At 60.3% G+C, this 25,701-nt stretch carries 24 protein-coding genes; 5 read left to right on the top strand and 19 right to left on the bottom strand.

Annotation, left to right across the window (positions count from 1 at the left end; all coding sequences use genetic code 11):
• Positions 1-34: 34 nt before the first annotated feature.
• From CFter6_RS09160 to CFter6_RS09150, 3 genes are all read right to left on the bottom strand, one after another.
• Positions 35-2,623, bottom strand: a complete 2,589-nt coding sequence (locus CFter6_RS09160; RefSeq protein ID WP_061539671.1) for a fimbria/pilus outer membrane usher protein — start codon at positions 2,621-2,623, stop codon at positions 35-37.
• Between the two features lie 90 nt (positions 2,624-2,713).
• On the bottom strand, positions 2,714-3,454 hold the full coding sequence (locus tag CFter6_RS09155; protein ID WP_061539670.1) for a fimbrial biogenesis chaperone: 741 nt from the start codon (positions 3,452-3,454) through the stop codon (positions 2,714-2,716).
• Positions 3,455-3,691: 237 nt separating this feature from the next.
• Entirely contained in the window at positions 3,692-4,231 is a 540-nt protein-coding gene (locus CFter6_RS09150; protein ID WP_061539669.1) for a fimbrial protein, read from the bottom strand.
• Between the two features lie 479 nt (positions 4,232-4,710).
• Here CFter6_RS09150 and CFter6_RS09145 point away from each other — a divergent pair, with 479 nt between their 5' ends.
• Positions 4,711-5,940 (top strand): EAL and HDOD domain-containing protein, encoded by a 1,230-nt coding sequence (locus tag CFter6_RS09145; protein WP_061539668.1) that lies wholly within the window; start codon positions 4,711-4,713, stop codon positions 5,938-5,940.
• Between the two features lie 98 nt (positions 5,941-6,038).
• Here CFter6_RS09145 and pnuC (CFter6_RS27035) read toward each other — a convergent pair whose 3' ends face one another.
• From pnuC (CFter6_RS27035) to CFter6_RS09105, 9 genes are all read right to left on the bottom strand, one after another.
• Positions 6,039-6,368, bottom strand: coding sequence for a nicotinamide riboside transporter PnuC (pnuC, locus tag CFter6_RS27035; RefSeq protein WP_470294990.1), 330 nt, complete (start codon positions 6,366-6,368; stop codon positions 6,039-6,041).
• Positions 6,329-6,631, bottom strand: coding sequence for a nicotinamide riboside transporter PnuC (pnuC, locus tag CFter6_RS27030; RefSeq protein ID WP_470294989.1), 303 nt, complete (start codon positions 6,629-6,631; stop codon positions 6,329-6,331). The genes pnuC (CFter6_RS27035) and pnuC (CFter6_RS27030) overlap by 40 nt, the downstream gene beginning before the upstream one ends.
• Complete coding sequence (locus CFter6_RS09135) at positions 6,631-7,842, bottom strand: phosphotransferase enzyme family protein (protein WP_061539667.1); 1,212 nt, start codon at positions 7,840-7,842, stop codon at positions 6,631-6,633. The genes pnuC (CFter6_RS27030) and CFter6_RS09135 overlap by 1 nt, the downstream gene beginning before the upstream one ends.
• Before the next feature lie 20 nt (positions 7,843-7,862).
• On the bottom strand, positions 7,863-10,040 hold the full coding sequence (locus tag CFter6_RS09130) for a TonB-dependent siderophore receptor (protein WP_470294991.1): 2,178 nt from the start codon (positions 10,038-10,040) through the stop codon (positions 7,863-7,865).
• Between the two features lie 145 nt (positions 10,041-10,185).
• Positions 10,186-11,091, bottom strand: a complete 906-nt coding sequence (locus tag CFter6_RS09125; protein ID WP_061539665.1) for a 23S rRNA (adenine(2030)-N(6))-methyltransferase RlmJ — start codon at positions 11,089-11,091, stop codon at positions 10,186-10,188.
• A 162-nt stretch (positions 11,092-11,253) separates the two neighbouring features.
• Entirely contained in the window at positions 11,254-11,799 is a 546-nt protein-coding gene (locus CFter6_RS09120; protein ID WP_061539664.1) for a hypothetical protein, read from the bottom strand.
• Complete coding sequence (locus CFter6_RS09115) at positions 11,799-12,053, bottom strand: GlsB/YeaQ/YmgE family stress response membrane protein (protein ID WP_061539663.1); 255 nt, start codon at positions 12,051-12,053, stop codon at positions 11,799-11,801. Before CFter6_RS09115 ends, CFter6_RS09120 begins: the two co-directional genes overlap by 1 nt.
• 147 nt (positions 12,054-12,200) lie before the next feature.
• Positions 12,201-13,976, bottom strand: a complete 1,776-nt coding sequence (locus CFter6_RS09110; protein ID WP_061539662.1) for a ClcB-like voltage-gated chloride channel protein — start codon at positions 13,974-13,976, stop codon at positions 12,201-12,203.
• 53 nt (positions 13,977-14,029) lie between these two features.
• On the bottom strand, positions 14,030-14,398 hold the full coding sequence (locus CFter6_RS09105) for a winged helix-turn-helix domain-containing protein (protein WP_061539661.1): 369 nt from the start codon (positions 14,396-14,398) through the stop codon (positions 14,030-14,032).
• 193 nt (positions 14,399-14,591) lie between these two features.
• Here CFter6_RS09105 and modA point away from each other — a divergent pair, with 193 nt between their 5' ends.
• From modA to CFter6_RS09090, 3 genes are all read left to right on the top strand, one after another.
• Positions 14,592-15,362: a molybdate ABC transporter substrate-binding protein gene (modA, locus tag CFter6_RS09100; RefSeq protein WP_061539660.1), complete on the top strand. Its 771-nt coding sequence runs from the start codon at positions 14,592-14,594 to the stop codon at positions 15,360-15,362.
• A 68-nt stretch (positions 15,363-15,430) separates the two neighbouring features.
• Positions 15,431-16,108 (top strand): molybdate ABC transporter permease subunit, encoded by a 678-nt coding sequence (modB, locus tag CFter6_RS09095; protein ID WP_061539659.1) that lies wholly within the window; start codon positions 15,431-15,433, stop codon positions 16,106-16,108.
• 10 nt (positions 16,109-16,118) lie between these two features.
• Positions 16,119-16,796, top strand: a complete 678-nt coding sequence (locus tag CFter6_RS09090) for an ATP-binding cassette domain-containing protein (protein ID WP_061539658.1) — start codon at positions 16,119-16,121, stop codon at positions 16,794-16,796.
• Positions 16,797-16,843: 47 nt separating this feature from the next.
• On the opposite strand, the gene CFter6_RS09085 is transcribed toward CFter6_RS09090, so the two are convergent.
• The 6 genes from CFter6_RS09085 to CFter6_RS09060 all read right to left on the bottom strand — a co-directional run bounded on the left by CFter6_RS09085 (position 16,844) and on the right by CFter6_RS09060 (position 23,422).
• Positions 16,844-17,932, bottom strand: coding sequence for a porin (locus CFter6_RS09085; RefSeq protein ID WP_014005547.1), 1,089 nt, complete (start codon positions 17,930-17,932; stop codon positions 16,844-16,846).
• Between the two features lie 200 nt (positions 17,933-18,132).
• On the bottom strand, positions 18,133-19,209 hold the full coding sequence (gene hppD / locus CFter6_RS09080; RefSeq protein ID WP_061539657.1) for a 4-hydroxyphenylpyruvate dioxygenase: 1,077 nt from the start codon (positions 19,207-19,209) through the stop codon (positions 18,133-18,135).
• A 45-nt stretch (positions 19,210-19,254) separates the two neighbouring features.
• Complete coding sequence (locus tag CFter6_RS09075; protein ID WP_061539656.1) at positions 19,255-20,517, bottom strand: Glu/Leu/Phe/Val dehydrogenase dimerization domain-containing protein; 1,263 nt, start codon at positions 20,515-20,517, stop codon at positions 19,255-19,257.
• A 52-nt stretch (positions 20,518-20,569) separates the two neighbouring features.
• Complete coding sequence (locus CFter6_RS09070; protein ID WP_061539655.1) at positions 20,570-21,364, bottom strand: ABC transporter ATP-binding protein; 795 nt, start codon at positions 21,362-21,364, stop codon at positions 20,570-20,572.
• Positions 21,364-22,314 carry an ABC transporter permease gene (locus CFter6_RS09065; RefSeq protein ID WP_061539654.1) on the bottom strand — a complete coding sequence of 317 codons (951 nt, stop codon included), beginning with the start codon at positions 22,312-22,314 and terminating at the stop codon, positions 21,364-21,366. The genes CFter6_RS09070 and CFter6_RS09065 overlap by 1 nt, the downstream gene beginning before the upstream one ends.
• A 130-nt stretch (positions 22,315-22,444) precedes the next feature.
• On the bottom strand, positions 22,445-23,422 hold the full coding sequence (locus CFter6_RS09060) for an ABC transporter substrate-binding protein (RefSeq protein ID WP_061539653.1): 978 nt from the start codon (positions 23,420-23,422) through the stop codon (positions 22,445-22,447).
• Positions 23,423-23,647: 225 nt separating this feature from the next.
• Between CFter6_RS09060 and CFter6_RS09055 the strand changes: the two genes are divergently transcribed.
• Positions 23,648-24,124 carry an Lrp/AsnC family transcriptional regulator gene (locus tag CFter6_RS09055; protein WP_082814673.1) on the top strand — a complete coding sequence of 159 codons (477 nt, stop codon included), beginning with the start codon at positions 23,648-23,650 and terminating at the stop codon, positions 24,122-24,124.
• Positions 24,125-24,253: 129 nt separating this feature from the next.
• On the opposite strand, the gene aceA is transcribed toward CFter6_RS09055, so the two are convergent.
• A complete protein-coding gene (gene aceA / locus CFter6_RS09050; protein WP_014005539.1) occupies positions 24,254-25,549 on the bottom strand; it encodes an isocitrate lyase in 1,296 nt (431 codons plus the stop codon).
• Positions 25,550-25,701 lie beyond the last annotated feature (152 nt).

The following is a 25,701-nucleotide window of genomic DNA, read 5'->3' as shown; positions in this document are numbered from 1 at the left end:
CATCATCCTTGTTTTCCTTGCGTGCATATTGTGCTCATTCGCACTGCGCATTCATTTGACGGATCGGCGCCGGATTCTTCTCGACCGGCACCTGGTACTTGATGCTGCATTGATCAGCCGCGCCCTGGCCCCACTTGACGCTGAATGCGCCGGCATCCTTGGCGCCGGTGACGAAGGTCTGGCCATCGCTGCCGACGATACCCATCTCTTGTCCCTGCTCGTTCTCGACCCTGGCGCCGAACGGCAGCGGCTTGCCGCTCTTGTCGCTCAGGTTCAGCATCAGGCGCAGGCCTATCGAAGTCTCGAACTTGGCCAGCACCACCGCACCGCGGGTCGGCACCACATCCATGGCGGCGTTCTTGATTTCCACTTCGTCGCCCAGGTCTTCGGTGCGCACCGCCAGGCGGTTGATCCGGTACGGGCTCAGGTTCGCCAGCACCGCATTGCCGCGGCTATCGGTACGGACACCCGGATACACCTCGAAGCCGACATCGGCGGCGTCCGGCGCTTCCACCAGCGCCATGGTTTCACCCAGCGGCTGCGACAAGGTCACGCCGCCGCCATGCACCACCAGGCCGCCTGCCACACCCAGGGTAGTCTGGCCGTAGCCCGAACCTTGCGCGCGGCCGAAGTCGAAGCGGCCGTATTGCGACAGGTAGCTGGCGGAAGCGCTGCCACTGTTGTCGCTGCGGTTCGAATGGGTTGTCGATACGTTATAGGTCAGGCGGCCGTCATCCAGCGCCGAACCATAGACGCTGGCCTGATGGCTGACCTCGCCGTCGTTGCCTTGGGTCGCCGAGTAGCGGGCGTAGGAACGGCTGTCACCCAGCGGCATCGACAAGGACACCATCAGCTGGCGGCTCGACGGTCCGCTCAGGTTGGTGCTGTTGTTATAGGTAAAACTGTAGGTGAACTGTTTGTAAAAATTAGAATAACCGAGCTGGATCAGGCGTGTCTTCTGGTCCGTGCCCCAATAGCTTTGCTGCTGCGCCGAGGCGTAGACGCTGCCGCCACGGCTGCCCAGCTGCTGGGCAAAATCCAGCTGCAGCTGGCTGCGGCGGTTGTTGAGCACCTGGCCGCTTTGCAGGTCCTGCATCTGCGCCGCTTCCTGGAACGTACGGAAGCCGCCGGTGGAATAACGATAACCGGCCATGCGCACGCTGGTGCCGTAATTCTCGAACGACTTGGCGTACAGGAAGCGCAGCGACTGACCGTCGTAACTCTGGTTGAACGGTCCCTTGGTATGCGCTTGCGACAGGTCGGCCGATATGGCGCCGAAATCGCGCAAATTCTTGCCGACCCCGAACACCACCGACTGATGGATATCGGAACCGATGAGGCCGCCGTATACCGAAAATTCCCGCCCCAGTCCGCGCGCCACGGTGCCCTGCATGAAAAACGGCTTGGAGCCGCTGACATTCGATCCCAGGCCGTTGCGGTATTGGCCGGCGGTAGCGCTGTAGCGCCAGACGCCTTCGCGCAACAAGGTCGGCACGGCGGAGAACGCCTGCTTGAACTTGGTTTCGCGGCCGTCTGCTTCGGTAATCGTCACTTCCAGGTCGCCGCTGGTGGAAGTCGGGTACAAGTCATCCAGTACAAATGGGCCGGGTGCGACATAGGTGCTGTACACCACGAAGCCGTTCTGGCGCACCGTGACGCGGGCGTTGGTTTGCGCCACGCCGCGGATGGTTGGCGCATAACCTTGCTGGCTGTCGGGCAGCATGCCGTCGTCGGACGCCAGCTGGACGCCGCGGAACTGGAAAGAGTCGAAGAAATTGCCCGGCGTGGTGCTGTCGCCTAGCGTCAGCTGGCCGCCCAGCGCAGCGATATCGCGCTGCAGGTAGGAAGTCACCGACTGCCAGTGGCCCTGGCCGTCGAGGCCGCGGTTGTAGGTCGAGAAATTGCGGAAGCGCCAGTCGCCCAGGTTGAAACCGCCGCGCAGGCCGGCATACAAGGTATTGCGGGCCTGGCTGGTGGGGGTGCTCGGGTTGCCATTGAAATCGGTGATGCTGTTGGTGCTGCTGCCGGCGTTGTTGCTGCCGAAGTTGTTGCCACCATCATAGCGCGCCGCCGAAAACTGGTAGTCCAGCATGCCGACATTGATGCCCTTGTCCCATTTGTCCGGAGTGATGGCGCCGCGCGCCTGGCGCTTCATGGCGGCCTGCGGAATGCTCAGCGTCAGGCGCAGTTTCTCGCCATTATAGGAAACGCTGGAACCGGGAATGACCTTTGCCAGGTCAACGCATTGGTCGCCGGCCGCCATCAGCGCAGGGAATACTTCTACCTTGACGCCCCAGCCCTCCAGCATGCTGCGGGTGATGCAGGCCTGGGCGCTCTTGCTGTCCGCAGCATCGTCGGGATTGTCGACAAAATTGACCTGGCTCTGGCCAACACTGCTTTCATTCAGGCTGACATCGACCAGATAACTGCCGGGCAAGACCCGGTTGCCGAACGCGAACAAGGACAGGTCGGCACGGCTTTGATCGCCGCCGATGTCCAGGAACTGCTCGTTGAATATCGAGCCGCCCTGGCCTTGGGCGTGCGCCACCTGCGCCAGCACGGCCAGCGTAATCGCGGACAGTGCCAGGCGTACCGGTTTGCGTTGATGCGACAATCTGATCACAGCTTTCCCTTCCTCTATTTCTGCCTTGCGCGGCAGACTGACTTGCCTTGACAGGATCCGTTGCTTGCTATCTGGGAGACGACGATGGTGTTATTTGCCTGCGGCAGGCGCGGCGCTGCCAACTGCGACCTTGACCGTTACTTCCGGCGTTTCACCGCCGTAGTCGTTGATCGTGGTGTAGCTGGCGTCAATCGCCTGCGGCGCGCTGATAACGGTCAACGGAAAATCCAGCGCGCCGAAAGGCGGCACCATGCCAGCTCGGGTCTGCTCTTTGTCGCCGTTGATCTTGAAACCGGTAAACGTGATGTTGTAAGTGCTCGGATTGTTCACCCGCAGCGCGGCGCCCTTGCCATCTTCGCCAGGCACCACCGACAGCGTGACCAGGCCACGCGCCTCGTCAGGCTTGCCAGCCAGGCCGGTCGGCCGGTAGAACACTTTGATGCGGGTGCGCACGGCGACCTGCAGCACGTTCTGCTGATCCGATTTTTCCGGGATTTCCTTGACGTTGAGCCAGAATACCGATTCGCGGTCGCTCGGCAAGTCGCCGGCGATGCGGACGATGCGCAAGATGTTTTCCGCGCCCGGATCCATGCGCGCCAGAGGCGGCGTCACCAGCAGCGGCGTCTTGTTCTTGCCTTCGCCGGCATCGATCCAGGTTTGCACCACATATGGCGCGGTGCCGGTGTTCTTCAGCGGGATCGACGCTTGCCGGTCTTTCTCGCCCAGGATCACGCGGGTGCCGCCCAGCATCACGCCGGCGCCAGCCGACAGTGCGCTGAATGCCAGCACGCCGCCGATCGCAACGGAAGTGAAGAATTGTTTGCCTAACATGGAAGACCTCGTCTATCAAAATGTCCTATGCACAAATTTCTAAGCAAGCACAGGATTCGCGTACTCACAAATTGATGCATGGGTAGTGCGGGAAAATGACGGCCGGCTTGCCGCTACCGTTGCGGCAAACCAGCCCATCCTTAAAACCTGGCCGTCGCAAGCGCCAGGCTGCCCGTTCCGCACTTAGCGGAGCGAAACGGGATAAAACCTTTTTAGGATTTTTGTGAAGCGCGTCGATTACAGGTAAGCAACGACGAACTGTGCCGTCGAGTTAGCTGGACCAACGGTCACTGCAGTGCTGGTCGAAATGTAGGCAGCCTGGAACTTCAAAGGATTGTTGCCCAGACCCAGAACGTAAGTGCCCGATGCCGAACCGACAGGGATCTTGGTGCCGGCGGAGTCGCCCAGCTCGATCGCCACGCCTGTTGCAGCAGTCACGCCGACTTGGCCGGCGTTAGCGATCGCCAGGTCGTCTTTCACTGTAGCGTCGGTGGTGCCGGTAAAGGTCACGGTTGCGCCCTTGGCAGTCGGACCGCAGTCGGTCAGCAGGATAGTGAACTTCGACGGTGTCGACTTCTTGCCGGCAACGGCGCCGAACACTGTGCGCGACACGTCGCCCATAGGTACGGTGATGTTTTGGCTGGATGGGTCGACTGTGCATGGGGAGTCAACGATATTGCCGTTGAAATTTACTGTGCCGCCGTCAGCGAAGGCCGCTTGCGACAACAAACCTGCAGCAGCAACTGCAACCAACTTAGCGATAGTCATTTGTTTCATTTTTTACCCTCAGATATAAAGTGGATGTTCGATTCAAATTAATGAATTGCCAACACGGCGAAGCACATTCTAGGGGTAAAAAGTCACAAAAGTGCATTCATGACAATGTTTAACAATTACTAACCATCATTAGTTATCTGATCGCAATAAACAATGCGAATATTTCTCAGAATTTGTATATTTATTACTATTTACAACAATCAATTGAATGTGCAAACCCCAATGATCTAGCCCCTTTCAGGGCGATTCTGGAAATTTTGAAAAATCCTGGCGGCAATCAATTATTCGGCGGAAACACTATCAATACCCGGCAGCAACGTGTAATTTTGTAGTGCAAATACGACAACTTTATTGGATTCAATGACACATTTCCATGTGGACGAAGAAATCGCTCAATTTTTCCTGAAAACAACCGTTAACACTATTCAGGAAAACCGATTTGCAGTCCCCTTCACCATCCACCATAAAAAAAATCCAAGATGCGCAATGACAATTTCATAGTTCGAGAACCTTTACTTGATCCGAAACAAGGCGTAGTGGGCTACGACCTCACCTGGCAGGAAATCGGCGACGGCGGCGGCGGCGCCGACGGCCAGGCCGACGAAGGGGACTTGCATGCGCTGCTGAGTTTCGTTGCCGCTCAGTTGAGCGATGAAAAAAACGGCTGGCTGCTGGGCAAGAAGCTGCTGTTCCTGGAAGCGTCCCCGGCCCTGCTGAGCGGCGTTGCGATCAAAAGGATGCCGGCCGCCAGCACGGTGCTGACGCTCAAGCACGGCGACCTGGCCGACCCTGCCGCCCTGGCCGCGGTAAAAACCCTGCGCGCCGCAGGTTACGGCATCTCCCTGCGCGGCGCAGAACTCAGCAGCGGCGCCCTGCCTGCCGACATTTCCCATCTTGAAGTGCGATTTTCCGCCGGCGATTTTGCGGCGCAGGCACGTCGTTACGCTTCGCTGAAAAAATCGTCGCTGCGCATGGTCGGCCGGCCGGTCAGCAACTGGCAGGACTATGACGCCTGCGCCATGCTGGGACTGGATGCCTTCATCGGCAAGCTGCACCTGACGCCGCGCCCGGGCAAGCGCGCCACCGGCCTGAACCCGGCGCAGCAGATCATCGTGCAGATCATGAACCTGGTCGCCAAGAACGAGAACCTGCAAAAGATCGAAGAAATCTTCAAGCGCGATCCCGGTTTGTCCTATGAACTGCTGCGCTTCATCAATTCGGCGGCGTTCGGCCTGAAGACTGAAGTCCAGTCATTGCGCGCCGCCCTCGCCTTGCTCGGCTACGAGGCGCTGTTCCAGTGGCTGTCGCTGCTGCTGGCCACCGCCAGCAGCAGCGGCTATTCGCCGGTGCTGATGGAAACCGCCATCATCCGCGGCCGTTTCTCGGAACTGCTGGGACAAAAATACCTGCCCAGGGGCGAATCGGAAAACCTGTTTGTCGCGGGGATTTTTTCGTTGCTGGACCGGCTGCTGGGCGTCAGCATGGAGGAAGTGCTGGCCAGCATCAAGCTGTCCGACCAGGTGGCCGCAGCGTTGCTGACCCGTTCCGGACCGTATGGTCCCTATGTAGCGCTGGCCGAGGCTTGCGAACTGAATTCGCCGCTGGTCGGCCCCTTGGCCAGCTCGCTCAAGATCACCCCCGAGGAGGTCAACCTGGCGCATCTGTCGGCACTGGCGTGGGCGCAAAAACTGGGCGTGCCGGCAGCGTAGGCAATTATTCTCCGCCCGCCCTCTTGCAGGGTGGGCACCTGTACCCACGCAGTCGCTGCGTCATCTACAAACGCGTGGGCATTGCACTCCCACCCTGCCTAAAGCGCTGCGGCCGCAGCTGGCGGGTGATTCCCCGGCAGCTGCCGCTGCCAGTTGCGCAAGCCGACAACCGCCAGCACGATGAACGCTGCGTACAGCCCTGCGGTCAGGTCCAGGTCTTTATAGATATACACGCCGACGTAGATGATGTCGACCGCGATCCACAGCCACCAGTTGGCGACGTATTTGCGCGCCATCCAGAACTGCGCCACCAGGCTGAAGCTGGTCAGCGCCGAATCCAGCCATGGGATGTGGGCATCCGTGAAACTGGCCATGACATAACCCAGCACTACGCTGCCCACCGCGCCGGCCAGCAAGCCAACCAGCAAACCCTGCTTCGGCAGGCGCTGCGGCTGGATATGCTGGCCATCCAGGTCCGACGCCCCCTCTTCCACTGCCACCAGCCGTAAAGTTGCATGACGGCGAAGATCAGCTGCAGCAGCAGATCCGAGTACAGCTTCGCCACCAGGAATATGCGCGCATACAGCAGCACCGAAACCAGGCCGACCGGCCAGCACCACAGGTGGCGGCGCGCGGTCAGCCAGACAGCCAGGGCGCTGAATATGACTGCAATGATTTCCAGACCTGACATCAAAGCTCCTGTGGGCGGGTTTTACGGTCACAGCGACGCTGCAGGTGACCCAGCAGGTAACGGCCAGCGTCACTATCAAACCATGCGGCATGGCCGAGGAAATAGGTATCGTAGGCCAGCGCCGAGTTCTCGGCGGATTTTTGCACGCCGTGAAAATACGCCAGCTCCGACAATGCAAATTCGACATGCACCAACGGCAGCAGCGCCGGCAAGGCGGCCGCTTCCAGCGCCGACAATGGCCGCACTGCTTCATAAGCGTCGAGCATGGCGTCCAGCTGGCCTATATGCACCAGCGGCCGCTGGGCAGTCGGCTGCATCGACGGCAAAGCCAGCCATTCGATCATGTTGCGCTCGATGGCGATGGCCAGATCGTAGACCGCGCAAGTGCGGTCGGCCAGGCCAAAATCGACCACCGTCGCCACCGCCGGAGGTTCTTGCGCTTGCCACAGCAGGTTGGAAGCATGCCAGTCGTTGTGCGTCCACAAGGGCGCCAGGCCATCCAGCAGCGGGGCCAGCCGCGCATGGAACGGCAGCAGTACCTGCGTTACTTCCTGCCGCCAGTCGCGCTGTGCCAGATAGTCGGCCAGCGCCGGCCGCTCCTGTATGTAGCGCCGGATCCGCTCCAGCACCTGTTGCGGATCTTCGGTATTGAACAAGGTAAAGCCGGAGGCCAGCAGCTTGGTGCTGCGCGCAGGCGCGTCGTAGCCGCCAGCGGCAAGATGCAGCCTGGCTAGCGCGCTGCCGGCCGCTGCGGCGTCTTCGGTGCTGACAAAAGGGGTCCAGGAGGTGGCGTCGCGATAGCGGTCGACGCCCTGGCCGACACGCTGCACCTCGTAGGTCCAGCCGCCGTCGGCATGGGCGGTGCTGCCGTCGCTGGCTTGCAATACCTCGCTGACCGCCAGGCCGCGCTGCCGCAGGTGCGCCATGAAGCGATGTTCGTCCGTCAGTTCGTCGACAGTCCGTATTTCGCGCAACAGGCGTTTGATGAACAAGGGACCGGACCCGGTGTCCGCTACGCAGGCGCTGGAAAACGGCCGCGGACTGTGCCAGCCGAGGCGCGTGACGGCGCCGGCCTGCGGATAGTGGCGCAACAGCCGCGCCACCTCGTCCAGGGTCAATGCAGGCCAGCTCGACGTCACCACGTCAAAACCCATGCCGTGGCTCAGCACCGTGCCATTGTCCGCAGCAGCATCTTGTCTTGCTTCGTTCATGCGGCGTTTCCCGGCCTGTATCAGAAGTCGTATTGGACCGACAGCCGCGCCGTGCGCGGCGCGCCCAGGTGCAGGTAGCCATCGCCGATGTATTCGCCGACATCTTTCCAGTAGCGCTTGTCGAACAGATTGTCCACGCTCAGGCGCAGCACCGTGGAGTGGCCCCACCAGCTGGTCTTGTAGTGCAGGCCGGCGTTGAACAGATGGTAAGCCGGCACATCGACATTGCCTTCCCGCGTCGCCGCTTTGCTGCCGCTGTACTGCCAGCCACCCAGCAGGCTCAGGCCGGTGACCTCGGGTACGGCATACGCAGCGTACAAGGCGGCGCGCAGGCGCGGCACGTTGATCGCCTGGTGGCCGTCGTAGGCCGCCGTGCCGGTATCTTCGGCGCGCGCCTGGATCAAGGCCAGGCTAGCCGTCAGCCGCAGCTGCTTGCTGACCTGGCCTGCCGCGCTCAGTTCTATCCCGCGGTGGGTTTCCGTACCTTGCTGGACGTAGCTGAAACCGTTCGCGTCCGGCTGTGGATATTCATAAGGCTTGCTCATCTGGAAGATCGCCGCGCTCAGGCTGAGCTGGTCGCGCCAGTCGTACTTGACGCCGGCCTCGATCTGGCGCGATACGGTCGGCGCCAGGAAGGCATAGGCGTTCTCGGTCCACCACGGCGCCTGGCCGCCCATCGTCAAGCCTTTGCTGTAGCTGGTATACAGCGACAGGTCGGCTTGCGGCTTGTAGATCAGAGCGATTTGCGGCAGCAGCAATGTCTTGTCCGTAGTGCGCGTCGCCGCACCGCTGATGTCGAACGCCCGTTCGTTGCCCCATACCTGGCGCGCGCCGGCGATCAGTTGCCATTGCGGATTGAAGCTGAGGCGGTCGACCGCAAACAGCGATTTTTGCCGGCTGTCCAGGCGCAGGTAGGCAGCATCCGGCGTCGATGCCGACGGCGCATACACGATCGGATTCGGGTTATAGATATTGTCGCTGCCGACATATTCATTGACGCCATCGCTCTGTGCCACAGTGCGGCGGAAAGTGCTGGCGCCCAGGGTCAGGTCGTGGCGCAGCTTGCCGGTATCGAAACGCCCCTGCAGCACGGCTTGCAGCTGGTCGTTGCGGCGGGTGTCGTCCGGAAACCGGTAATCGTAGATGTCGAAATCGCCGCTGGCGCTGAAATAGCGAGCCGGGGTTCCGCCCTCGCCGCAAGTGCTGCCGTAACCGCAGCCGTACGGAAAGGCCGAATTATCGTCGATCACTACCCGGCTGCGGCTGGCCGCCACATATGCGTGCCAGTCCGGCGCCAGGTCGAGATCCAGGCGCAGATTCAGGTTCAGCGAGTTGATCGTCACCGGCTTGGCCCACGGCTGCGCGCCCAGCAGCTTGCCGGGTGAAACATTGCTTGGGACGGCTGTGCCGCCCAGCAGCTGGTAACCGGGCGCCGAACGTTGTTCCCGATGCTGGTACTCGGCGTCGAATTGCAGCCGTGCCTGCGGCGTGATCACCCAGTCGGCCGCCAGCGAAGCGAAATTACGCTGGCCGTCGGCGTCGTTCACATACGAATGCAGGGTTTCGTGGGCGGCATTGATGCGGATACCAAACTGCTTTTGTTCGCCGAACAAGGTGCCGATGTCGGCCGCCAGGTAACGTGAGCCGCGCGAATCGGTTTCCATGGTCACCGAACGCACGTCGGCCGGCCGCTTGGTCACATAGTTGATCAGGCCGCCGGGCGCCGCCATGCCGCTTTGCAACCCGGCCAGGCCTTTCAGGATTTCGACGCTCTCTTTGTTTTCCAGCGCCACGTTCTGTTCGCCGGCAATGCTCATGCCGTTGATCTGGTAGCTGGACGCCAGGTCTAGCGCAAAGCCGCGAATGGTGAAGTTTTCGTAGTAGCCGACCGGCGTGTAATTGTCGCCAACTGCAGCATCGTTGCGCACCACTTCGCTCAGCAGGCGCGATTGCTGGTCGTCCAGCTGGCTGCGGGTAATGACTGAGATCGAAGCAGGCGTGTTTAGCAGGGAGGCGTCGCCGAAGGTGGCGATCGAAGCCGAGTTCTTGCGATAACTGTCGGCGCCGGTTCCAGCGCCGGTCACCGTAATGGTCGGCAAGGTCGGATCGCCTTCCGGCCGGGCTGGTGATTGCGCAGCCTGGCCGGATGGGTTTGCCGTTTTTTCCTTTTGATCGGGAACGCCCTGCCCATGCGCCATCTGGGCTGTCGCAGCGGCAATCACGGTAATCAGCAATTTTCTTTTGGCCGGGAGCGGCAAGCCGCCGCCGAACGCTGGATAAAACTCTTTTATATTTATCATTACTTTATTGCCAGTCTAAAACCAAAATCTGCGCTGCCAGTCCTTATACCCGCCGGGTGCCGGTATCCACCGCCTTGGTCTGCCCCGATTCGAGGGTAAAGCCGGCGCCGGAATCGGTGCCCAGCACTTTCACCAGGTAGGGCATCAGTTCCTTCAGCATCGGCTCCAGCGTCCATGGCGGGTTGATCACGAACATGCCGCTGCTGTGCAGGCCGAAGCCGTCCGGCGACGGCGTCTTCACCGTCAGCGTGACGTTCAGCCAGCCGTTCGCCTTCATGCGCTTCAGCTTGTCCGGCATCTGGCGTGATTCCATGCGGTTCAGCAGCGGATACCAGACGGCGTAAGTACCGGTGGAGAAACGCGTGAGCGCATCTTCTATGGTGTTCTTGACGTGGCGGTAATCCTCTTTCACTTCATACGGCGGATCGATCAGGACCAGGCCGCGCCGCGAGGGCGGCGGCAGCAAGGATTTCAGGCCGAGGAAACCGTCGCCCTGTTGGATCATGACGCGCTTGCCGCGGCTATTGCTGCGCTCGCGTTCCGCTTCCAGGCGGCGGAAGTTGTCGGTCAGGATCTTGCTGTCGCTCGGATGCAGCTCGAACAGGCGCAAGCGATCCTGCTCGCGCATGATGGCGTCGGCGCAATACGGCGAACCGGGATAGAACTTCAGCTTGCCGTCCGGGTTCAGCTGCCGCACCACGTGCACATATTCCGCCACCGCCGGCGGCAGGTCCTTGCGGTCCCAGAGGCGGCTGATGCCAGTCTCGAATTCGGCGTTTTTCGACGCATAACCGCCGTCCAGCGCATACACGCCGGCGCCGGCATGGGTGTCGATCACCATGTAGGAGGTGTCTTTCTGGCCCAGGTAGCGCAACAGCTGGATGGTGACCAAGTGCTTCAGCACGTCGGCATGATTGCCCGCATGGAAGGCATGGCGGTAACTCAACATAGGAAACTCTATCGTGGTGAAGTGTGTTGCCACACTCTACATCAAAGCGCCGCTCGGCTGCTGTGTAAAGGTATGGTGTAGATGGCTCGGGAGCTGCGCGGCACATGGCGCCCGTGCGCAAACGACCCGCATTCTACCATCGCGGCAATCGATAAGAAAAAGCTATTCGATAGAAGATTGCATTTTCAGCATCTCTTCCGCCACCGCGACGCAGGCTTCGATGTGGCGGTTGCCTATGGCCCGGAAGGCTGAGAAGCCGATCGCCGCCGACACCATCTGGCCGGCGATAGGCACCAGCCGGGTGGCATTCTTGGAGAGCACCTTGACGCCGCTGCGGGTAAGGATTTTCAGCATCAGTTCACGCGTCACCGCCCGCCCTATCAGCGTGCTGCCGAGGCCGACGATGGTGCTGTAGGTCGCCACCTTGAGTTTCGGCTGGAGTTTGTCGATCTGCTGCGGCGTCAGGCCGAACTCGGCGTTGATGTCTTCGATCAGGCGCGACAGCAGGTGGATGTCGACCGCGATATCGACGCCCATCACCGGCAGCGCCGAAGCCCCGGCCGACAGCAAGGCCCGCTTCGCTACCATCTGGCGGCAACGGTGACGCACCGCGTGCAGCGCGTGCTCGGTAGCGGGAATCAGGACCAGTTCCGTCTGCCTGGACGGCATCTTGCGTCCAGGCAGACGGCCACGCAGGGCGTCCAGCATCAGCTGGCCGCCTTGCCTTTGACAAAGCCGTAGATCAGCAACAGGATCAGAGCGCCGACGATCGAGCCGATAAAACCCGCGCCCTGGCCGGCTTGGTACCAGCCCAGGGCCTGGCCGATGTATCCAGCCAAAAACGAACCGGCAATACCTAGCAAGGTAGTCACGATAAGACCCATGTTCTCCTTCCCCGGATGAAGAAATTTAGCAATCACTCCGACTACGAAACCTACGATGATTGTCCACAGAATTCCCATTGCTGCTCCTAAGAGTTGATATTGTTTGCAGGGCGGCTGCCAAGCCGGTGACCCGCTGTCCAATATAGAGCAAACTCCGGCTGCGCGCAGCGCTTGTGTACTAAATTAGAGCTAAATTTATGTAAAATATTGTCTCGACAACATGATTCAGGCATGCAGTTCCTGCGACCGGTCCAGCCTGAAATAGGCATCCAGCAAGGATGTCTTGTAGACCGCGCCCAGCAGCTCCGGATCTTCATGGCTACGCACCACCGGCAGCCGTTCGCCCTGGTGGTCGAGGAAGGATTGCAAGGCGTCGCCCAGCGACATCTCGGGCGTCACCACGTGCAGGAACTCACGTCGCACGAAATCGGCGGCCACCTTCCCCTGCGTTTCGCTCTTCTCCAGCAGGCAGGAGGTAATGTCCTGCAGGGCCACCACGCCGCAATAGCGATTGCGCTGGTCGACAATATAGATGTATTTCACCGGATATTTCAGGAACAGGCCGCTGATTTCAGCAAACGGCGCAGTCAGCGGCAGCACGGTATCGGCCGGCCGGATCAGTTCGTTCATGTGGATGCCGCGCAGGCGCACCCGTTCCTGCGCATCGCGATTGCGCTTGATCGTGATGTCGTACATGGAAGCGCCGTTGATGCTGCGCGCGATGAAATAAGCCACCACGCAGGACAGCATCAGCGGCAGCACCACCTGGTAGCTCAGCGTCATCTCGAAAATCATCAGGATCGCCATCAGCGGCGCGCTGGTGGCCGCCGCCAGGAAAGCACCCATGCCCACCATGGCGTAGGCGAATGGCGCCGAAGTAAGGTCCGGCAGGATGATATGCATCAGTTGCCCGAACAGATAACCGATGGCGGCGCCGACAAACAAGGTCGGCGTGAAGATGCCGCCGACCGCGCCTGAACCGGTGGTGATGGCGGTGGCCAATACCTTCAGCACCAGCACCAGCAAGACGCTCCACCACAGCCAGGGCGTATGCAGCAGCGAATTGACCACGCTGTAGCCGTTGCCCCAGACTTCGGGCATCCAGACCGAAATCAGGCCCACCAGCAAGCCGCCCAGTCCCAGCCTTAGCGGCAGCGGCAAGGCGGTCCGGGTAAACATCTTCTTGGAGAACGCCAGCAAGCGCAGGAATTGCGGCGCGGCGACGCCGGCCATGATGCCCAACAGCACAAACCACAGGATCTCGATGCCGGCGACCGGCGGGAACGGCGGCATCTCGTAAGCCGGATGGTAGCCGGGCAGCTCGCGCATGGTGATGTTGGCGACCACCGAGGCCACCACCACCGGCCCGAAGCTTTCCATGACGATCGCGCCCAGCACGATTTCGGTGACGAAAAAAGCGCCGGCAATCGGTGCGTTGTAGGCCGAGGTGATGCCGGCCGCCGCGCCGCATGCCACCAGCAGGCGCAAGCGGGCTGGGCTGAAATGAGTGAAGCGGCCTACCAGCGATGCCGCCAGCGCCGCCAGCTGCACCATCGGCCCTTCACGCCCGATCGACCCGCCGGAGACCACTGTCGCCAGCGAAGACAGGCTGCGCAGCAGGCTCTGCCGCACCGGGATGTTGCCGTCGCCGATCGCCACCGCTTCCATGTAATCCGAGGTAGCGCTGGACGGCACGCGCTTCGCCAGCACCAGGATCGCCCCGGCCAGCAGACCACCGGCAGCCGGCAGCAGCAAACGCATCGGCCACGACAAGCTCTTGGCCATGGCGACAAAACTGCCGCTGTGCCCGGTCAGCAGCTGCTGCAAGCCATAGATGCACTCGCGGAACAGCACCGTCGCCAGCGCACCCAGGAAGCCGACCACAGCTGCCCACAGCAGCATCGAATGGCTTTCGGAAAAATGGAACAGGCGTTGCAGGCGGATCCGGTATCTTAAAAGCGTGCTACCTGCGGTGCTACGTACAGTGCTGCTTGAGGGCATGGTGTGTGGTGGCGAGCTTATTTGATTGGTTATGTGACTGGAATACTAGCGTTTCAAGCGCCGGCAGGATTGTCTGGCGCCGCCATCAGTGCGTCGAAGTACGCCATATCCGTGCCAACCGCTGCTTCCGCCTTGTTTTGCATGGCCTGGTAGCGCGCCATGATTTCGTGCCCTATCGGCGTCACCTGCGCGCCGCCGCCTTTGGCGCCGCCGGTCGCAGTCGCCACCAGCGGCGACTGGAAGCATTGGTTCATCGCTTCGACCAGCAGCCAGGCGCGGCGATATGACATGCCCAGCGAACGTGCCGCTGCGGAAATCGAACCGCTTTGATGGATGGCCAGCAGCAGCGCTGCCTTGCCTGGACCGAAGGCGATTGCATCGCCCTGCAACACTCTGAGCCGAACCGATTTGGAATTTGCCATATGCGGGATTGTAGCAAGGAGGCAGGCGGCAAATCAGGTATTTTGTTGGCATATTCGCCATGCCGGCAAGATTTAGCACTGACTCCGTGTTGGAAAGTTACACTGCGAGTTGACCTACGCTATATCCTGCCATATATTTCGATGTTGCCCGATTTTGCCACCCGCTTGCCACCCACCACTCAGGAGATATTCCATGTTGCGCCGTCTTAAACGCCTGATCCTTGCCAGCGCCCTGCCTCTGTTGCTGCTGTTGCTATCGACGCCGGCAGTCCATGCGGCCGACCTGGTGGTCTCGGCAGCCGCCAGCCTGACCAATGCCTTCAAGGACCTCGGCCAGGCGTTTGAAGCGCAAAACCCCAACACCAAGGTGATTCTCAACTTTGCCGCCTCCGATGTCTTGCTGCAGCAGATCATCAAAGGCGCGCCGGCCGACGTCTTCGCTTCGGCCGACCAGGAAGCCATGAACAAGGCCGAAGCCGAAAAGGCCGTGCTGGCCGCCAGCCGCAAGAATTTTGCGAATAACCAGATCGTGCTGATCGTGCCGGCCGACAGCCAGCTGCGCATACAGCAATTGCAGGACTTGGCGCAGCCGGCGGTCAAGCGCGTCGCCTACGGCAATCCTGCTTCGGTGCCGGTCGGCCGCTACACCAAGGCCGCGCTGGAGCACGCCAACCTGTGGGACGTGGTTGCCGCCAAGGGCGTGCCGGCGCAAAACGTACGCCAGAGCCTGGACTATGTGGCGCGCGGCGAAGTCGACGCCGGTTTTGTGTTCTCCACCGACGCCGCGATCATGCCGGACAAGGTCAAGGTCGCATTGCAGGTGCCGTCGCAAACCGCGGTCAGTTATCCGATCGCTGTCACCAGTAACACCAGGCAGGCCGATATGGCTGCCAAGTTCGTCGCCTATGTACTGTCGCCGGCCGGCCAGGCCACGCTGGCGCGCTACGGTTTCTTGAAACCCTGATGACAGGGTGTTATCGTCAAGCTCCCCTGACAGCGGTAAAGGTTAGTAGTGAATAGAAAGCAGAAGCCATGAACAGCGGTGTCTGGGTTGCACTGCTGCTGTCGTTGAAAGTAGCAGGCTGGGCCACCCTGCTCAACATGCTGTTTGGCGTCGCTGCCGCCTATGGCTTATCGCGCTGGCGCTCGCCGGCGCGCGACCTGGTCGACGCCATCCTGACCCTGCCGCTGGTGCTGCCGCCGACCGTGCTCGGCTATTACCTGCTGGTGCTGCTGGGCCGCCGCGGCGTGTTCGGCGCCTGGCTGGAAAAATGGGACATCCAGCTGGTATTCACCTGGCAAGGCGCAGTGATCGCCGCCACCATCGTCGCCTTTCCGCTGGTGCTCAGGTCGGCCCGTGCTGCTTTCGAGAATGTCGACGTGCAACTGGAAAACGCCGCGCGTGTGCTGGGCGTGTCGGAAGCCGGCGTGTTCTTCCGCGTCACCTTGCCGCTCGCCTCCAAGGGCATCGCGGCAGGTGTACTGCTGGCATTTGCGCGCGCGCTCGGGGAATTCGGCGCCACCCTGATGATCGCCGGCAACCTGCCTGGCCGTACCCAGACCTTGTCGGTCGCCATTTATGAAGCGGTGCAGGCTGGCGACGACCAGACCGCCAACCTGCTGGTGCTGATCACTTCCGCCACTTGTATCGTGGTGCTGCTGATCGCCGGCCGCCTGTTGCCGAAAAGCCCTCAGCGCAGGCAGACATGACGAATTCACCATGACCATCGAGATCAGCATACGCAAGCATCTGCAGGCCGACGACCGCGGCTTCAATCTCGATATCGCGCTGCAAACCGAAAGCGACCGGGTGGTGCTGTACGGCCCGTCCGGCGCCGGCAAGAGCCTGACCTTGCAGGCGATCGCCGGTTTGCTGACGCCAGATGAAGGCATGATCCGCCTCAAGCAAAACACCTTGTTCGACAGCGCCGGCGGCATTTGCCTGCCGCCGCAGCGGCGCAAGGTCGCCTACCTGTTCCAGGACTATGCCTTGTTCCCGCACCTTACCGTGGCGCAGAATGTGGCTTTCGGCCTGCGCCCGGGCTGCTTCAACCTGCGCCGCCCGCACGACCATCCGGTCGTCAAGAAATGGCTGGCCTCGTTCGAACTGAGCGCAGCCGCCAACAGTTATCCGCACCAGTTGTCGGGCGGCCAGCGGCAACGTGTGGCCTTGGCCAGGGCGCTGGCATTGGAGCCTGACATCCTGCTGCTGGACGAACCGTTTTCCGCACTCGACCTGAGCTTGCGCGACCGCATGCGGCGTGAACTGTCCGAGCTGCAAAAGCAGCTGAACGTGCCGATGATGGTGATCACCCACGACCCTGCCGACCTGGCCTTGCTGGGCGACGAGATCTTCGAGATCCGCGACGGCATGATCGCGCCGCCGGCCAGGGTATAAAAAAAAGCGCAGCCGAAGCTGCGCTTTTTATCACCGGGTTTCTTTATTTAGAAAATGTGACGGATGCCGACCGCAACGCCGGTCACGCTATCCTTGCCAACCAGTTCCGACAAGGCCGCGTTCTTGGCCTTGTTGTAGTCGACCGTACCATAGACCTGAGTGCGCTTGGACAAAGCATATTCCGCCACGCCGACCAGCGCGTAACGGGTGCCGTCGCCCAGGTTGCCCAAGGTGGCGACCGTAACGTTCTTGCTCTTGTCATAGTAGCCGGCCGCGGTCAGGGACCAGGCTGGAGTTGCCTGGTAGGTCGCACCCAGGAAGTAAGCATCGTCCTTGCGCTCGACGCCGCCGATGCCGCCATTGATCGAAGCCGCGCTGTTGGTGACGCCGAAATATGCCGGGGTCGTGCCGGTGCTGTCCTTGATGCGATAGTAGCCGCCGAACAGCTTGGCCGCGCCCAGCGTGTAGGACAGGCTCAGGTTGTAGGCAGTGTCTTTCCAGTCCGAATTGGTCGGGCTGACAGTTTGCTGGAAGCCGCCGCCGATGGCAAACGGGCCGGCGGTGTAGGCCAGGGTGCCGCCGATCTGGCTGCCCAGCTTGACCGATCCGGCCTTCTCGCCGGCAGCATAGCTGATGCCTGCAGCGAGACCGCCGAAAGTGCCGTAGTACTTCAGCATGTTCGAATTGCGGATCAGGGTGGCGCCGGCCGGCATCCAGGCATTCTGGTCGTAGTTGCCGACGGTCAGCGGATCGAAATGGTCCGCCATCAGGTCAAACAGCGGAGTTTGCTGGCGACCCAGGGTGACCGTGCCGAAAGAACCACTCAGGCCGACGTAGGATTGACGGCTGAACAGAGTATTGGCGCTGGACATGCTGCCGGTATCGGAATTGAAGCCATTCTCCAGGCGGAAAATAGCTTTCAGGCCGCCGCCCAGGTCTTCAGTACCCTTGAAACCGATACGGCTGTTCGAGATCGCACCATTCGTGATGACAAAGTTTTTTTGCCCGGCTGCGTTATCGCTGCTGAGATAACGGATGCTGGTGTCGACAATGCCGTAGATCGTGACATTAGTCTGGGCCATCGCGCTCCCGCTGGCCAAACCTGCTGCTACCAGCATCAAGGAATATTTTTTCATGCATCTCTCCGTAAGTTAAACATTTTTTAGATTTTATTCGACGGCCTGGCGACGCCTGCTCCCACGTCGCCCCGCCATCGCTTTACCGCCACTGCTGCTACCTCACGCTGCCATTTCAGCGTTGCCGGGGTAAAGCTGAGCAGACATCATATCAGCACAACTTTCCCCCAAAACAAGTTGTTGCTAAAATCCAACTAAGTTTATTCGGATTTCAGTACGCCACGACGTATCTGGTCGCGCTCGATGGACTCGAACAGCGCCTTGAAATTGCCTTCACCGAAGCCTTCGTCGCCTTTGCGCTGGATGAATTCGAAAAACACCGGACCCAAAGTGGTGGCCGAGAAAATCTGCAGCAGCAGGCGCTGGCCATCCTGGTTCGAGACACCGTCCAGCAGGATGCCGCGCATCTGCAGCTCGGCGGTCGGCTCGCCGTGGTTTGGCAGGCGCCCTTCCAGCATTTCGTAGTAGGTAGCCGGCGGCGCTGTCATGAATGGCGTGCCCATCTTCTTCAAGGCGTCCCATGTCTGCACCAGGTTATCAGTTTGCAAAGCAATATGCTGTATCCCTTCGCCGTTGAACTGCATCAGGAACTCTTCGATCTGGCCCGAACCTTTGGACGACTCTTCATTCAGGGGAATGCGGATCTTGCCGTCCGGCGCGCTCATCGCCTTGGAAGTCAGGCCGGTGTACTCGCCCTTGATGTCGAAATAACGGACTTCGCGGAAATTGAACAGTCGCTCGTAGAACGCCGCCCAGTGCGCCATGCGGCCGCGGTATACATTGTGGGTCAGGTGGTCGATGGTTTTCAGGCCGGCGCCGACAGGGTTGCGCTCCGCGCCTTCGATGAATTCGAAATCGATGTCATAGATTGACTTCCCGGGAGTGAAACGATCGATCAGATACAGCGGCGCGCCGCCGATGCCCTTGATCGCCGGCAAACGCAATTCCATCACGCCGGTGTTGATTTCCATCGGCTCGGCGCCGCGCTCCAGCGCGCGCTGGTACGCCAGGTGTGCGTCATTGACGCGGAACGCCATGCCGCAAGCGGACGGGCCATGCTCTTTGGCGAAATAATAGGCTGGGCTCTTGGGCTCGTAATTGATGATGAAATTGATATCGCCCTGGCGATACAGGGTCACATCCTTGGAGCGGTGGCGCGCCACCTTGGAGAAGCCCATGGCTTCGAATGCCGGCTCCAGCACATTCGGGGTCGGCGAGGCGAACTCGACAAATTCAAAGCCGCACAGGCCCATGGGGTTTTCAAACAGATCGGACATGATGTACTCCTGCAAATAAAGTCTGGTGGACTGGATCAAAACGGATCAGCCGCGGGTAGCGGCAGATTCCGAGGTTTCTGGCGTAATCAGTTGTTGCAAGGCGATTTCAAAAGCGACTTTGGCGATGCCCGTACGGCTGGCCGAACGGCCGTGGCATTTTTCCAGCGCCGCGGCGACGGTGGCCGAAACGTCGCCGAAGATGGCTTCATCGGAAATTTCCACCTCGCTTTGCATCAGGAACGCAAAGGCTCGCGCCATGCCGCAGTTGGCGACGAAATCCGGGATCACTGCGACCTTGGTGTCGGCGTATTCATAGATCGGGCCGTAGAAAATATCGCTGTCGGCAAACGGCACGTTGGCGCCGCTGGCGACCACTTCCAGGCCGTGGGCGACCATCTGGTCGACCTGTTCCTGCCGCACCAGGCGCGAGCCGGCGCAAGGCAGGAAAATGTCCGCGCCTACGCTCCAGATCGCCGCATTGCAGGCATCGAACGACAGCATGTCGCCGGCAATCAGCTGGTTGCCCTGCTTGGTCAGGAACAAGGCATGCACTTCTTCGTGGCTGTAGCCTTCGGCTTTCACCAGGCCGCCGTTGCGGTCGATGATGCCGACTACACGCGCGCCAGCCTTGGACAGGTAGTACGCCGCGGTCGAACCGACATTGCCCCAGCCCTGCACGATCACGCGCTTGCCTGCGACGCTGCCGCCATACAGGCGGTAGTAGTGCAACACAGATTCGGCCACGCCCCAGCCTGTGATCAGGTCCGCCACCAGGTGTTTGCGGCTGGCGGCTGGCGTGTAACGCGCATCTTCCACTACCTTGGCCACGCCCATGCGCAACTGCCCGACTTTCTGGATGCGGGCGCTGTCGCTAGGCTGGAAATGGCCGTTGACGATGCCTTCCTGCGGATGCCACAGGCCGTAGCTCTCGGTCATCGGAATCACTTCATGGACTTCGTCGACATTCAGGTCGCCGCCGGTGCCGTAATAGGTTTTCAGCAAAGGCGTGACCGCCTTGTACCAGCGCCGCAGCACGCCATCCTTGCGCGGATCGGCAGGATCGAAATCGATGCCCGACTTGGCGCCGCCGATGGCCGGGCCGGAGACGGTGAACTTGACTTCCATGGTCTTCGCCAGCGATTCCACTTCGCGCCGGTCCAGGCCGCTGCGCATGCGGGTGCCGCCGCCCGCCGCGCCGCCGCGCAGCGAATTGATCACGATCCAGCCGCGCGCCGGGGTCTCCGCGTCATGCCATTCAAAGACGATTTCCGGCGCCCTGCTTTCAAACGCGTTGAGTAAAGCCTTCATGCTGCTCCTTCAGATTTCCTTGGTTACGACGACCCTGCCGCTATCTACGCAATTAACCCAGCAGCAGCTTGTCGTCATCGATTTTTTCGCCGCGCGTGGTTTCAAACATCCGCAGCAGATCCGGCACATCCAGGCCGCGGCGCTGTTCGCCGTGCACATCCAGGATGACTTTGCCTTCGTGCAGCATCACCGTGCGCGTGCCGTAATCCAGCGCCTGCCGCATGCTGTGGGTGACCATCATGGCCGTCAGCTTGCTCGATTCGACGATCTTGGCCGTCAACGACAAGATGAAGGCTGCCGTCTTCGGATCCAGCGCGGCGGTATGCTCATCCAGCAGCAGGATGCGCGACGGCCGCAGCGAAGCCATCAGCAGGCTGACCGCCTGGCGCTGGCCGCCGGACAGCAGGCCCATGCGGTCGGACAGGCGGTTTTCCAGGCCCAGGCCGAGGATGCTGAGCTTTTCGCGGAACAGCGCGCGCAGGTTGCGGTTCAGGGAAAAACGCAGGCCGCGCGGGCTGCCGCGCTTCCAGGCCAGCGCCATGTTTTCTTCAATCGTCAGGCTCTCGCAGGTGCCTGCCATCGGATCCTGGAATACGCGCGCCACCAGGTCGGCGCGCTGCCAGCTGGAACGGCGGGTGGCGTCGGTGCCGTCGATGGTGATGCTGCCGCTGTCGACCATCAGGTCGCCGCAGACTGCATTCAGCATGGTCGATTTGCCGGCGCCGTTGGAGCCGATCACGGTGACAAACTGGCCAGAAGGAATTTCCAGCGACAGACCGCGCAAGACCTTGTTTTCGATCGGCGTATCGGGATTGAAAGTGATTTCCAGGTTATCGAGTTTCAACATCAGTTTTCCCCTTTGCGCGCTGCCAGGCCATTGTTGATACTGGCGGAAGGCTTGGTTTTTCCATTGCCACGCATGCGCCTGTAACTGCGCTTGAAATTGGGAATCAGCAGCGCCAGGCCGACCAACAGCGCCGTGACCAGATTCAGGTCCTGCGCCTTGAGGCCAATAAAATCCATGTCCAGCGCCAGCGCAATGAAAAAGCGATACAGCACCGCGCCGAAAATACAGGCCGCCGTGGTCACTACCAGGCTGCGCGCCGGCAGCACGGTTTCACCGATGATCACTGCTGCCAGGCCGATCACGATGGTGCCGATGCCCATCGAGATATCGGCGCCGCCCTGGGTCTGCACAAACAAGGCGCCGGCCAGCGCTACCAGCGCATTGGAAATCGCCAGGCCCCACACCGTTTGCCGGTTGGTGGAAATGCCCTGGGCGCGCGCCATGCGCGCATTGGCGCCGGTGGCGCGCATCGACAGGCCAGTTTCGGAAGCAAAAAAGGCATCCAGCAAGAGCTTGGCGATCAGCACGATCACCAGCATCACCAATGGCTGCACCCAGTAGTCCGACAGGCCGCCGATGCTGGTCATGCTGAACACCGTCGGCTCGCTGATCAGCGCCACGTTGGGTTTGCCCATGATGCGCAGGTTGACCGAATACAACGCGATCATCACCAGGATGCTGGCCAGCAATTGCATGATCTTCAGGTATACATTCAGGCAGGCCGTCACGCAGCCCGCCAGTCCGCCTGCCAGCAGTGCAATGAAAGTGGCAAGGAAAGGATTCCAGCCGGAGACAATCAGGGTAGCGGCAACTGCACCACCGAGGGGAAAACTGCCGTCGACCGTCAGGTCGGGAAAATTGACGACACGGAAAGACAAGAACACGCCAAGCGCGACCAGGCCAAAAATCAGGCCGATCTCAATGGCGCCTAGCGAAGCGATGAGCGACATAAACTTCCTTCAATAAGCTCGGGACCGCCCTGCCGGCAAGGCGGCAGGCGGTTCACCAACAAGACAATCACCAACAATCAATCACCAACAATGCGCAGACTGATGGCCGTTGCGGCCATCCGCGCGCATCTTATTGTTCGACTACCTTGGCCGACTTGACCAGGTCAGCCGGCAAGGTCAGGCCTTGTTTCAGCGCAGCTTTAGGATTGACGTAGAGTTCGAATGTCGTGCTGGTTTGCGAAGCGATCTTGCCGGCGGCTTCGCCCTTCAGGATGCGCACCACGATCTTGCCGGTCTGGCGCCCGAGGTCGTAATAGTTGAGGCCGATGGCGGCGGCCGCGCCGCGTTTCACGGCGCCGGTGTCGGCGGCGACCACAGGCAGCTTGGCCTGTTCCGCCACCTTGACGATGCCTTCGAAGGCTGACATGACGTTGTTGTCGGTAGGTGCATAGATGACGTCGACCTTGCCGACCAGGCTTTGCGCAGCGCTAGGCACATCGATGGTGCGGGCGGCGGCGCCTTCGACCAGGGTCAGGTCGGTGCCGGCCAGCAGCTTCTTGAGCGATTCGACGATGGATACCGAATTCGCTTCGCCCGGGCTGTAGATCACGCCGATGCGCTTGGCTTTCGGCGCCACCTTGCGGATCAGCTCGATCTGCTTGTCCAGCGGCGACATGTCGGAAACGCCGGTGACATTGGTGCCGGACGCATCCCAGCTCTTCACCAGCTTGGCCGCGACCGGATCGGTCACCGCGGCGTACACGATAGGCACGGTCTTGGTGGCGGCCACCAGCGCCTGGGCCGACGGGGTGGCGATCGCGACCGCGACATCCGGCTGGCTGCCGGCATATTTACGGGCGATCTGCGACGCCGTAGCGTTGTTGCCTTGCGCGCTCTGGTATTCGAACTTCAGATTCTTGCCGGCTTCATAGCCGGCCGCCTTCAACTCGTCCTTGACGCCGTCGCGCACAGCGTCGAGCGCCGGATGTTCAACGATGGCCGTCACCACTACTGTTTTATCGGCAGCATAGGCAGCGGAGGCGGATACGCCCGCCAGGCTAAGCAAGACTATGGATGCAATAGCGGAACGCAAGAAAGGAAATTTCATGACTTTGTCTCCAAATGAGTCAGTTTGGTTGCCGGAAATCGGCTTCGTTATTATATTGCAACAGGAACATGCATCATGTTGTACCTATGCTGTTCCCCTGCTGCGCCATATGTTATTTTGAAAAAAGTATAGCTTTTAACGCTAAAAATTGGCTTGCGACTTGAGGCCGATGTTTACCCGGTTATGAAATATAATTTCGCAGAAAACCCGTAAATCGAGAATAAATTGCACAAAATAGACATCGATCAAATCGACCGCAAAATGTTGACTTTTCTGCAGCAGAACGGCCGCGTGTCCAACCTGGAGCTGGCACAGGAAGTCAATCTGTCGGCTCCTCAGTGCCACCGGCGCCACCGGCGGCTGGAAGAAGCGGGGTTTATCGTACGCTATGAAACCCGCCTGAATCCAGCCAGCCTGGGTTTGTTCGTGATCGCCTTCGTCCATGTCTCGATGGAAAAAGGACATATCAACGACTTGTCCGGCTTCAAGAACGCCATCAACGAATGGCCGCAGATCCTGGAATGTTACTCGGTAACCGGCGACTTTGACTATGTCCTCAAGGTCACCGCGCACGACTTGAAAGAGTTGTCGGATTTTCTGATGGAAAAGCTGATGCGCATGCGCGGCGTCAGCGGCGTGCGCTCCAGCGTCTGTCTGGATGAAATCAAGTCGACCAACATGCTGCCCTTGCCACCGGCCTGAAGCAACGCTCAAATGAAAAAGCCGCACCCTTGTGGGATGCGGCTTTCTGGAGCGCTGGCGAGATAACACCCGCACTCTGCCGGCGGACCGGCGTTCAATAAACCTGATCGTTCTACTGAATCAATCTAATCAAGCAACCTTGGCTTCGAAGAACTGTTCATCTTCAGTCGAGCCGTGCAAAGCGGTAGTCGAGGACTGGCCTTGCTGGATCGCCTGGGTCACTGCATCGAAATAACCGGTGCCGACTTCGCGCTGGTGCTTGACCGCGGTGAAGCCCTTGTCGGCGGCAGCGAATTCGGCTTCCTGCAGTTCGACGAATGCGGACATCTGGTTGCGGGCATAACCGTGCGCCAGGTTGAACATCGAGTAGTTCAATGCATGGAAACCGGCCAGCGTGATGAATTGGAACTTGTAGCCCATCGCGCCCAGTTCTTTCTGGAACTTGGCGATAGTGGCGTCGTCCAGGTTCTTTTTCCAGTTGAACGACGGCGAGCAGTTATACGCCAGCATCTTGCCTGGGAACTTGGCATGCACCGCTTCCGCGAATTTCTTGGCGAAAGCCAGGTCCGGCTTGCCGGTTTCGCACCACACCAGGTCGGCGTACGGCGAATAAGCCAATGCGCGCGAGATAGCCTGCTCGATGCCTGGGCGAGTCTTGTAGAAACCTTCGACGGTGCGCTCGCCGGTCAGGAACGGCTTGTCGTTTTCATCGACGTCGGAAGTCAGCAGGTCGGCCGCTTCCGCATCGGTGCGTGCGATCACCAGGGTCGAAGTGCCGGAAACGTCAGCCGCAAGGCGCGCCGCGTTCAGCTTTTCAACCGCTTCCCGGCTCGGCACCAGCACCTTGCCGCCCATGTGGCCGCATTTCTTGACCGAAGCCAGCTGGTCTTCGAAGTGGACGCCGGCAGCGCCGGCATCGATCATCGATTTCATCAGTTCATAGGCATTCAACACGCCGCCGAAACCGGCTTCAGCATCCGCCACGATAGGTGCGAAAAAGTCGATATCGTTTTTGCCTTCCGACCATTGGATCTGGTCGGCGCGCTGGAAAGTATTGTTGATGCGCTTGACCACCAGCGGCACCGAGTTGGCCGGATACAGCGACTGGTCGGGATACATTTCGCCGGCCAGGTTGGCGTCGCCGGCGACTTGCCAGCCCGACAGATAGATCGCTTTCAAGCCTGCCTTGACTTGCTGCATCGCCTGGTTGCCGGTCAGTGCGCCGAGGGAGTTGACGAATGGCTCTTCGTGCAGCAACTTCCACAGTTTGTCGGCGCCGCGTTTTGCCAGCGTGTGTTCGATCTGGACCGAACCGCGCAGACGCACCACGTCTTCTGCAGAATAATTGCGGGTAACGCCCTTCCAGCGTGGATTCTCGGCCCAGTCCTTGGCCAGTGCGGCAACTTGCTGTTCACGTGTAGTCATCGTCGTTCTCCTGTTAAAAACAAAAAGTAAAATCAAATCCGATGACTAAATAGTAGGCCTATCTGTGCGAGGCAACAATGTCTTATATAAGACATATAAGTATTTTTATTTTGTTTAAATTCAATAACTTAACTTTCATTTTTTGCGATATG

Origin of the sequence: Collimonas fungivorans (genome assembly GCF_001584145.1) — a bacterium.
GTDB lineage: Bacteria > Pseudomonadota > Gammaproteobacteria > Burkholderiales > Burkholderiaceae_D > Collimonas > Collimonas fungivorans.
This window is presented reverse-complemented; position numbering and strand designations above follow the sequence as displayed.

Bases quoted from the DNA above. Each gene is read 5' to 3' on its own strand.
- CFter6_RS09155 (WP_061539670.1), bottom strand. From the start codon at position 3,454: ATGTTAGGCAAACAATTCTTCACTTCCGTTGCGATCGGCGGCGTGCTG.
- CFter6_RS09150 (WP_061539669.1), bottom strand. From the start codon at position 4,231: ATGAAACAAATGACTATCGCTAAGTTGGTTGCAGTTGCTGCTGCAGGT.
- CFter6_RS09145 (WP_061539668.1), top strand. From the start codon at position 4,711: ATGCGCAATGACAATTTCATAGTTCGAGAACCTTTACTTGATCCGAAA.
- pnuC (WP_470294989.1), bottom strand. From the start codon at position 6,631: ATGTCAGGTCTGGAAATCATTGCAGTCATATTCAGCGCCCTGGCTGTC.
- CFter6_RS09135 (WP_061539667.1), bottom strand. From the start codon at position 7,842: ATGAACGAAGCAAGACAAGATGCTGCTGCGGACAATGGCACGGTGCTG.
- CFter6_RS09130 (WP_470294991.1), bottom strand. From the start codon at position 10,040: ATGGCGCATGGGCAGGGCGTTCCCGATCAAAAGGAAAAAACGGCAAAC.
- CFter6_RS09125 (WP_061539665.1), bottom strand. From the start codon at position 11,091: ATGTTGAGTTACCGCCATGCCTTCCATGCGGGCAATCATGCCGACGTG.
- CFter6_RS09120 (WP_061539664.1), bottom strand. From the start codon at position 11,799: ATGCTGGACGCCCTGCGTGGCCGTCTGCCTGGACGCAAGATGCCGTCC.
- CFter6_RS09115 (WP_061539663.1), bottom strand. From the start codon at position 12,053: ATGGGAATTCTGTGGACAATCATCGTAGGTTTCGTAGTCGGAGTGATT.
- CFter6_RS09110 (WP_061539662.1), bottom strand. From the start codon at position 13,976: ATGCCCTCAAGCAGCACTGTACGTAGCACCGCAGGTAGCACGCTTTTA.
- CFter6_RS09105 (WP_061539661.1), bottom strand. From the start codon at position 14,398: ATGGCAAATTCCAAATCGGTTCGGCTCAGAGTGTTGCAGGGCGATGCA.
- modA (WP_061539660.1), top strand. From the start codon at position 14,592: ATGTTGCGCCGTCTTAAACGCCTGATCCTTGCCAGCGCCCTGCCTCTG.
- modB (WP_061539659.1), top strand. From the start codon at position 15,431: ATGAACAGCGGTGTCTGGGTTGCACTGCTGCTGTCGTTGAAAGTAGCA.
- CFter6_RS09090 (WP_061539658.1), top strand. From the start codon at position 16,119: ATGACCATCGAGATCAGCATACGCAAGCATCTGCAGGCCGACGACCGC.
- CFter6_RS09085 (WP_014005547.1), bottom strand. From the start codon at position 17,932: ATGAAAAAATATTCCTTGATGCTGGTAGCAGCAGGTTTGGCCAGCGGG.
- hppD (WP_061539657.1), bottom strand. From the start codon at position 19,209: ATGTCCGATCTGTTTGAAAACCCCATGGGCCTGTGCGGCTTTGAATTT.
- CFter6_RS09075 (WP_061539656.1), bottom strand. From the start codon at position 20,517: ATGAAGGCTTTACTCAACGCGTTTGAAAGCAGGGCGCCGGAAATCGTC.
- CFter6_RS09070 (WP_061539655.1), bottom strand. From the start codon at position 21,364: ATGTTGAAACTCGATAACCTGGAAATCACTTTCAATCCCGATACGCCG.
- CFter6_RS09065 (WP_061539654.1), bottom strand. From the start codon at position 22,314: ATGTCGCTCATCGCTTCGCTAGGCGCCATTGAGATCGGCCTGATTTTT.
- CFter6_RS09060 (WP_061539653.1), bottom strand. From the start codon at position 23,422: ATGAAATTTCCTTTCTTGCGTTCCGCTATTGCATCCATAGTCTTGCTT.
- aceA (WP_014005539.1), bottom strand. From the start codon at position 25,549: ATGACTACACGTGAACAGCAAGTTGCCGCACTGGCCAAGGACTGGGCC.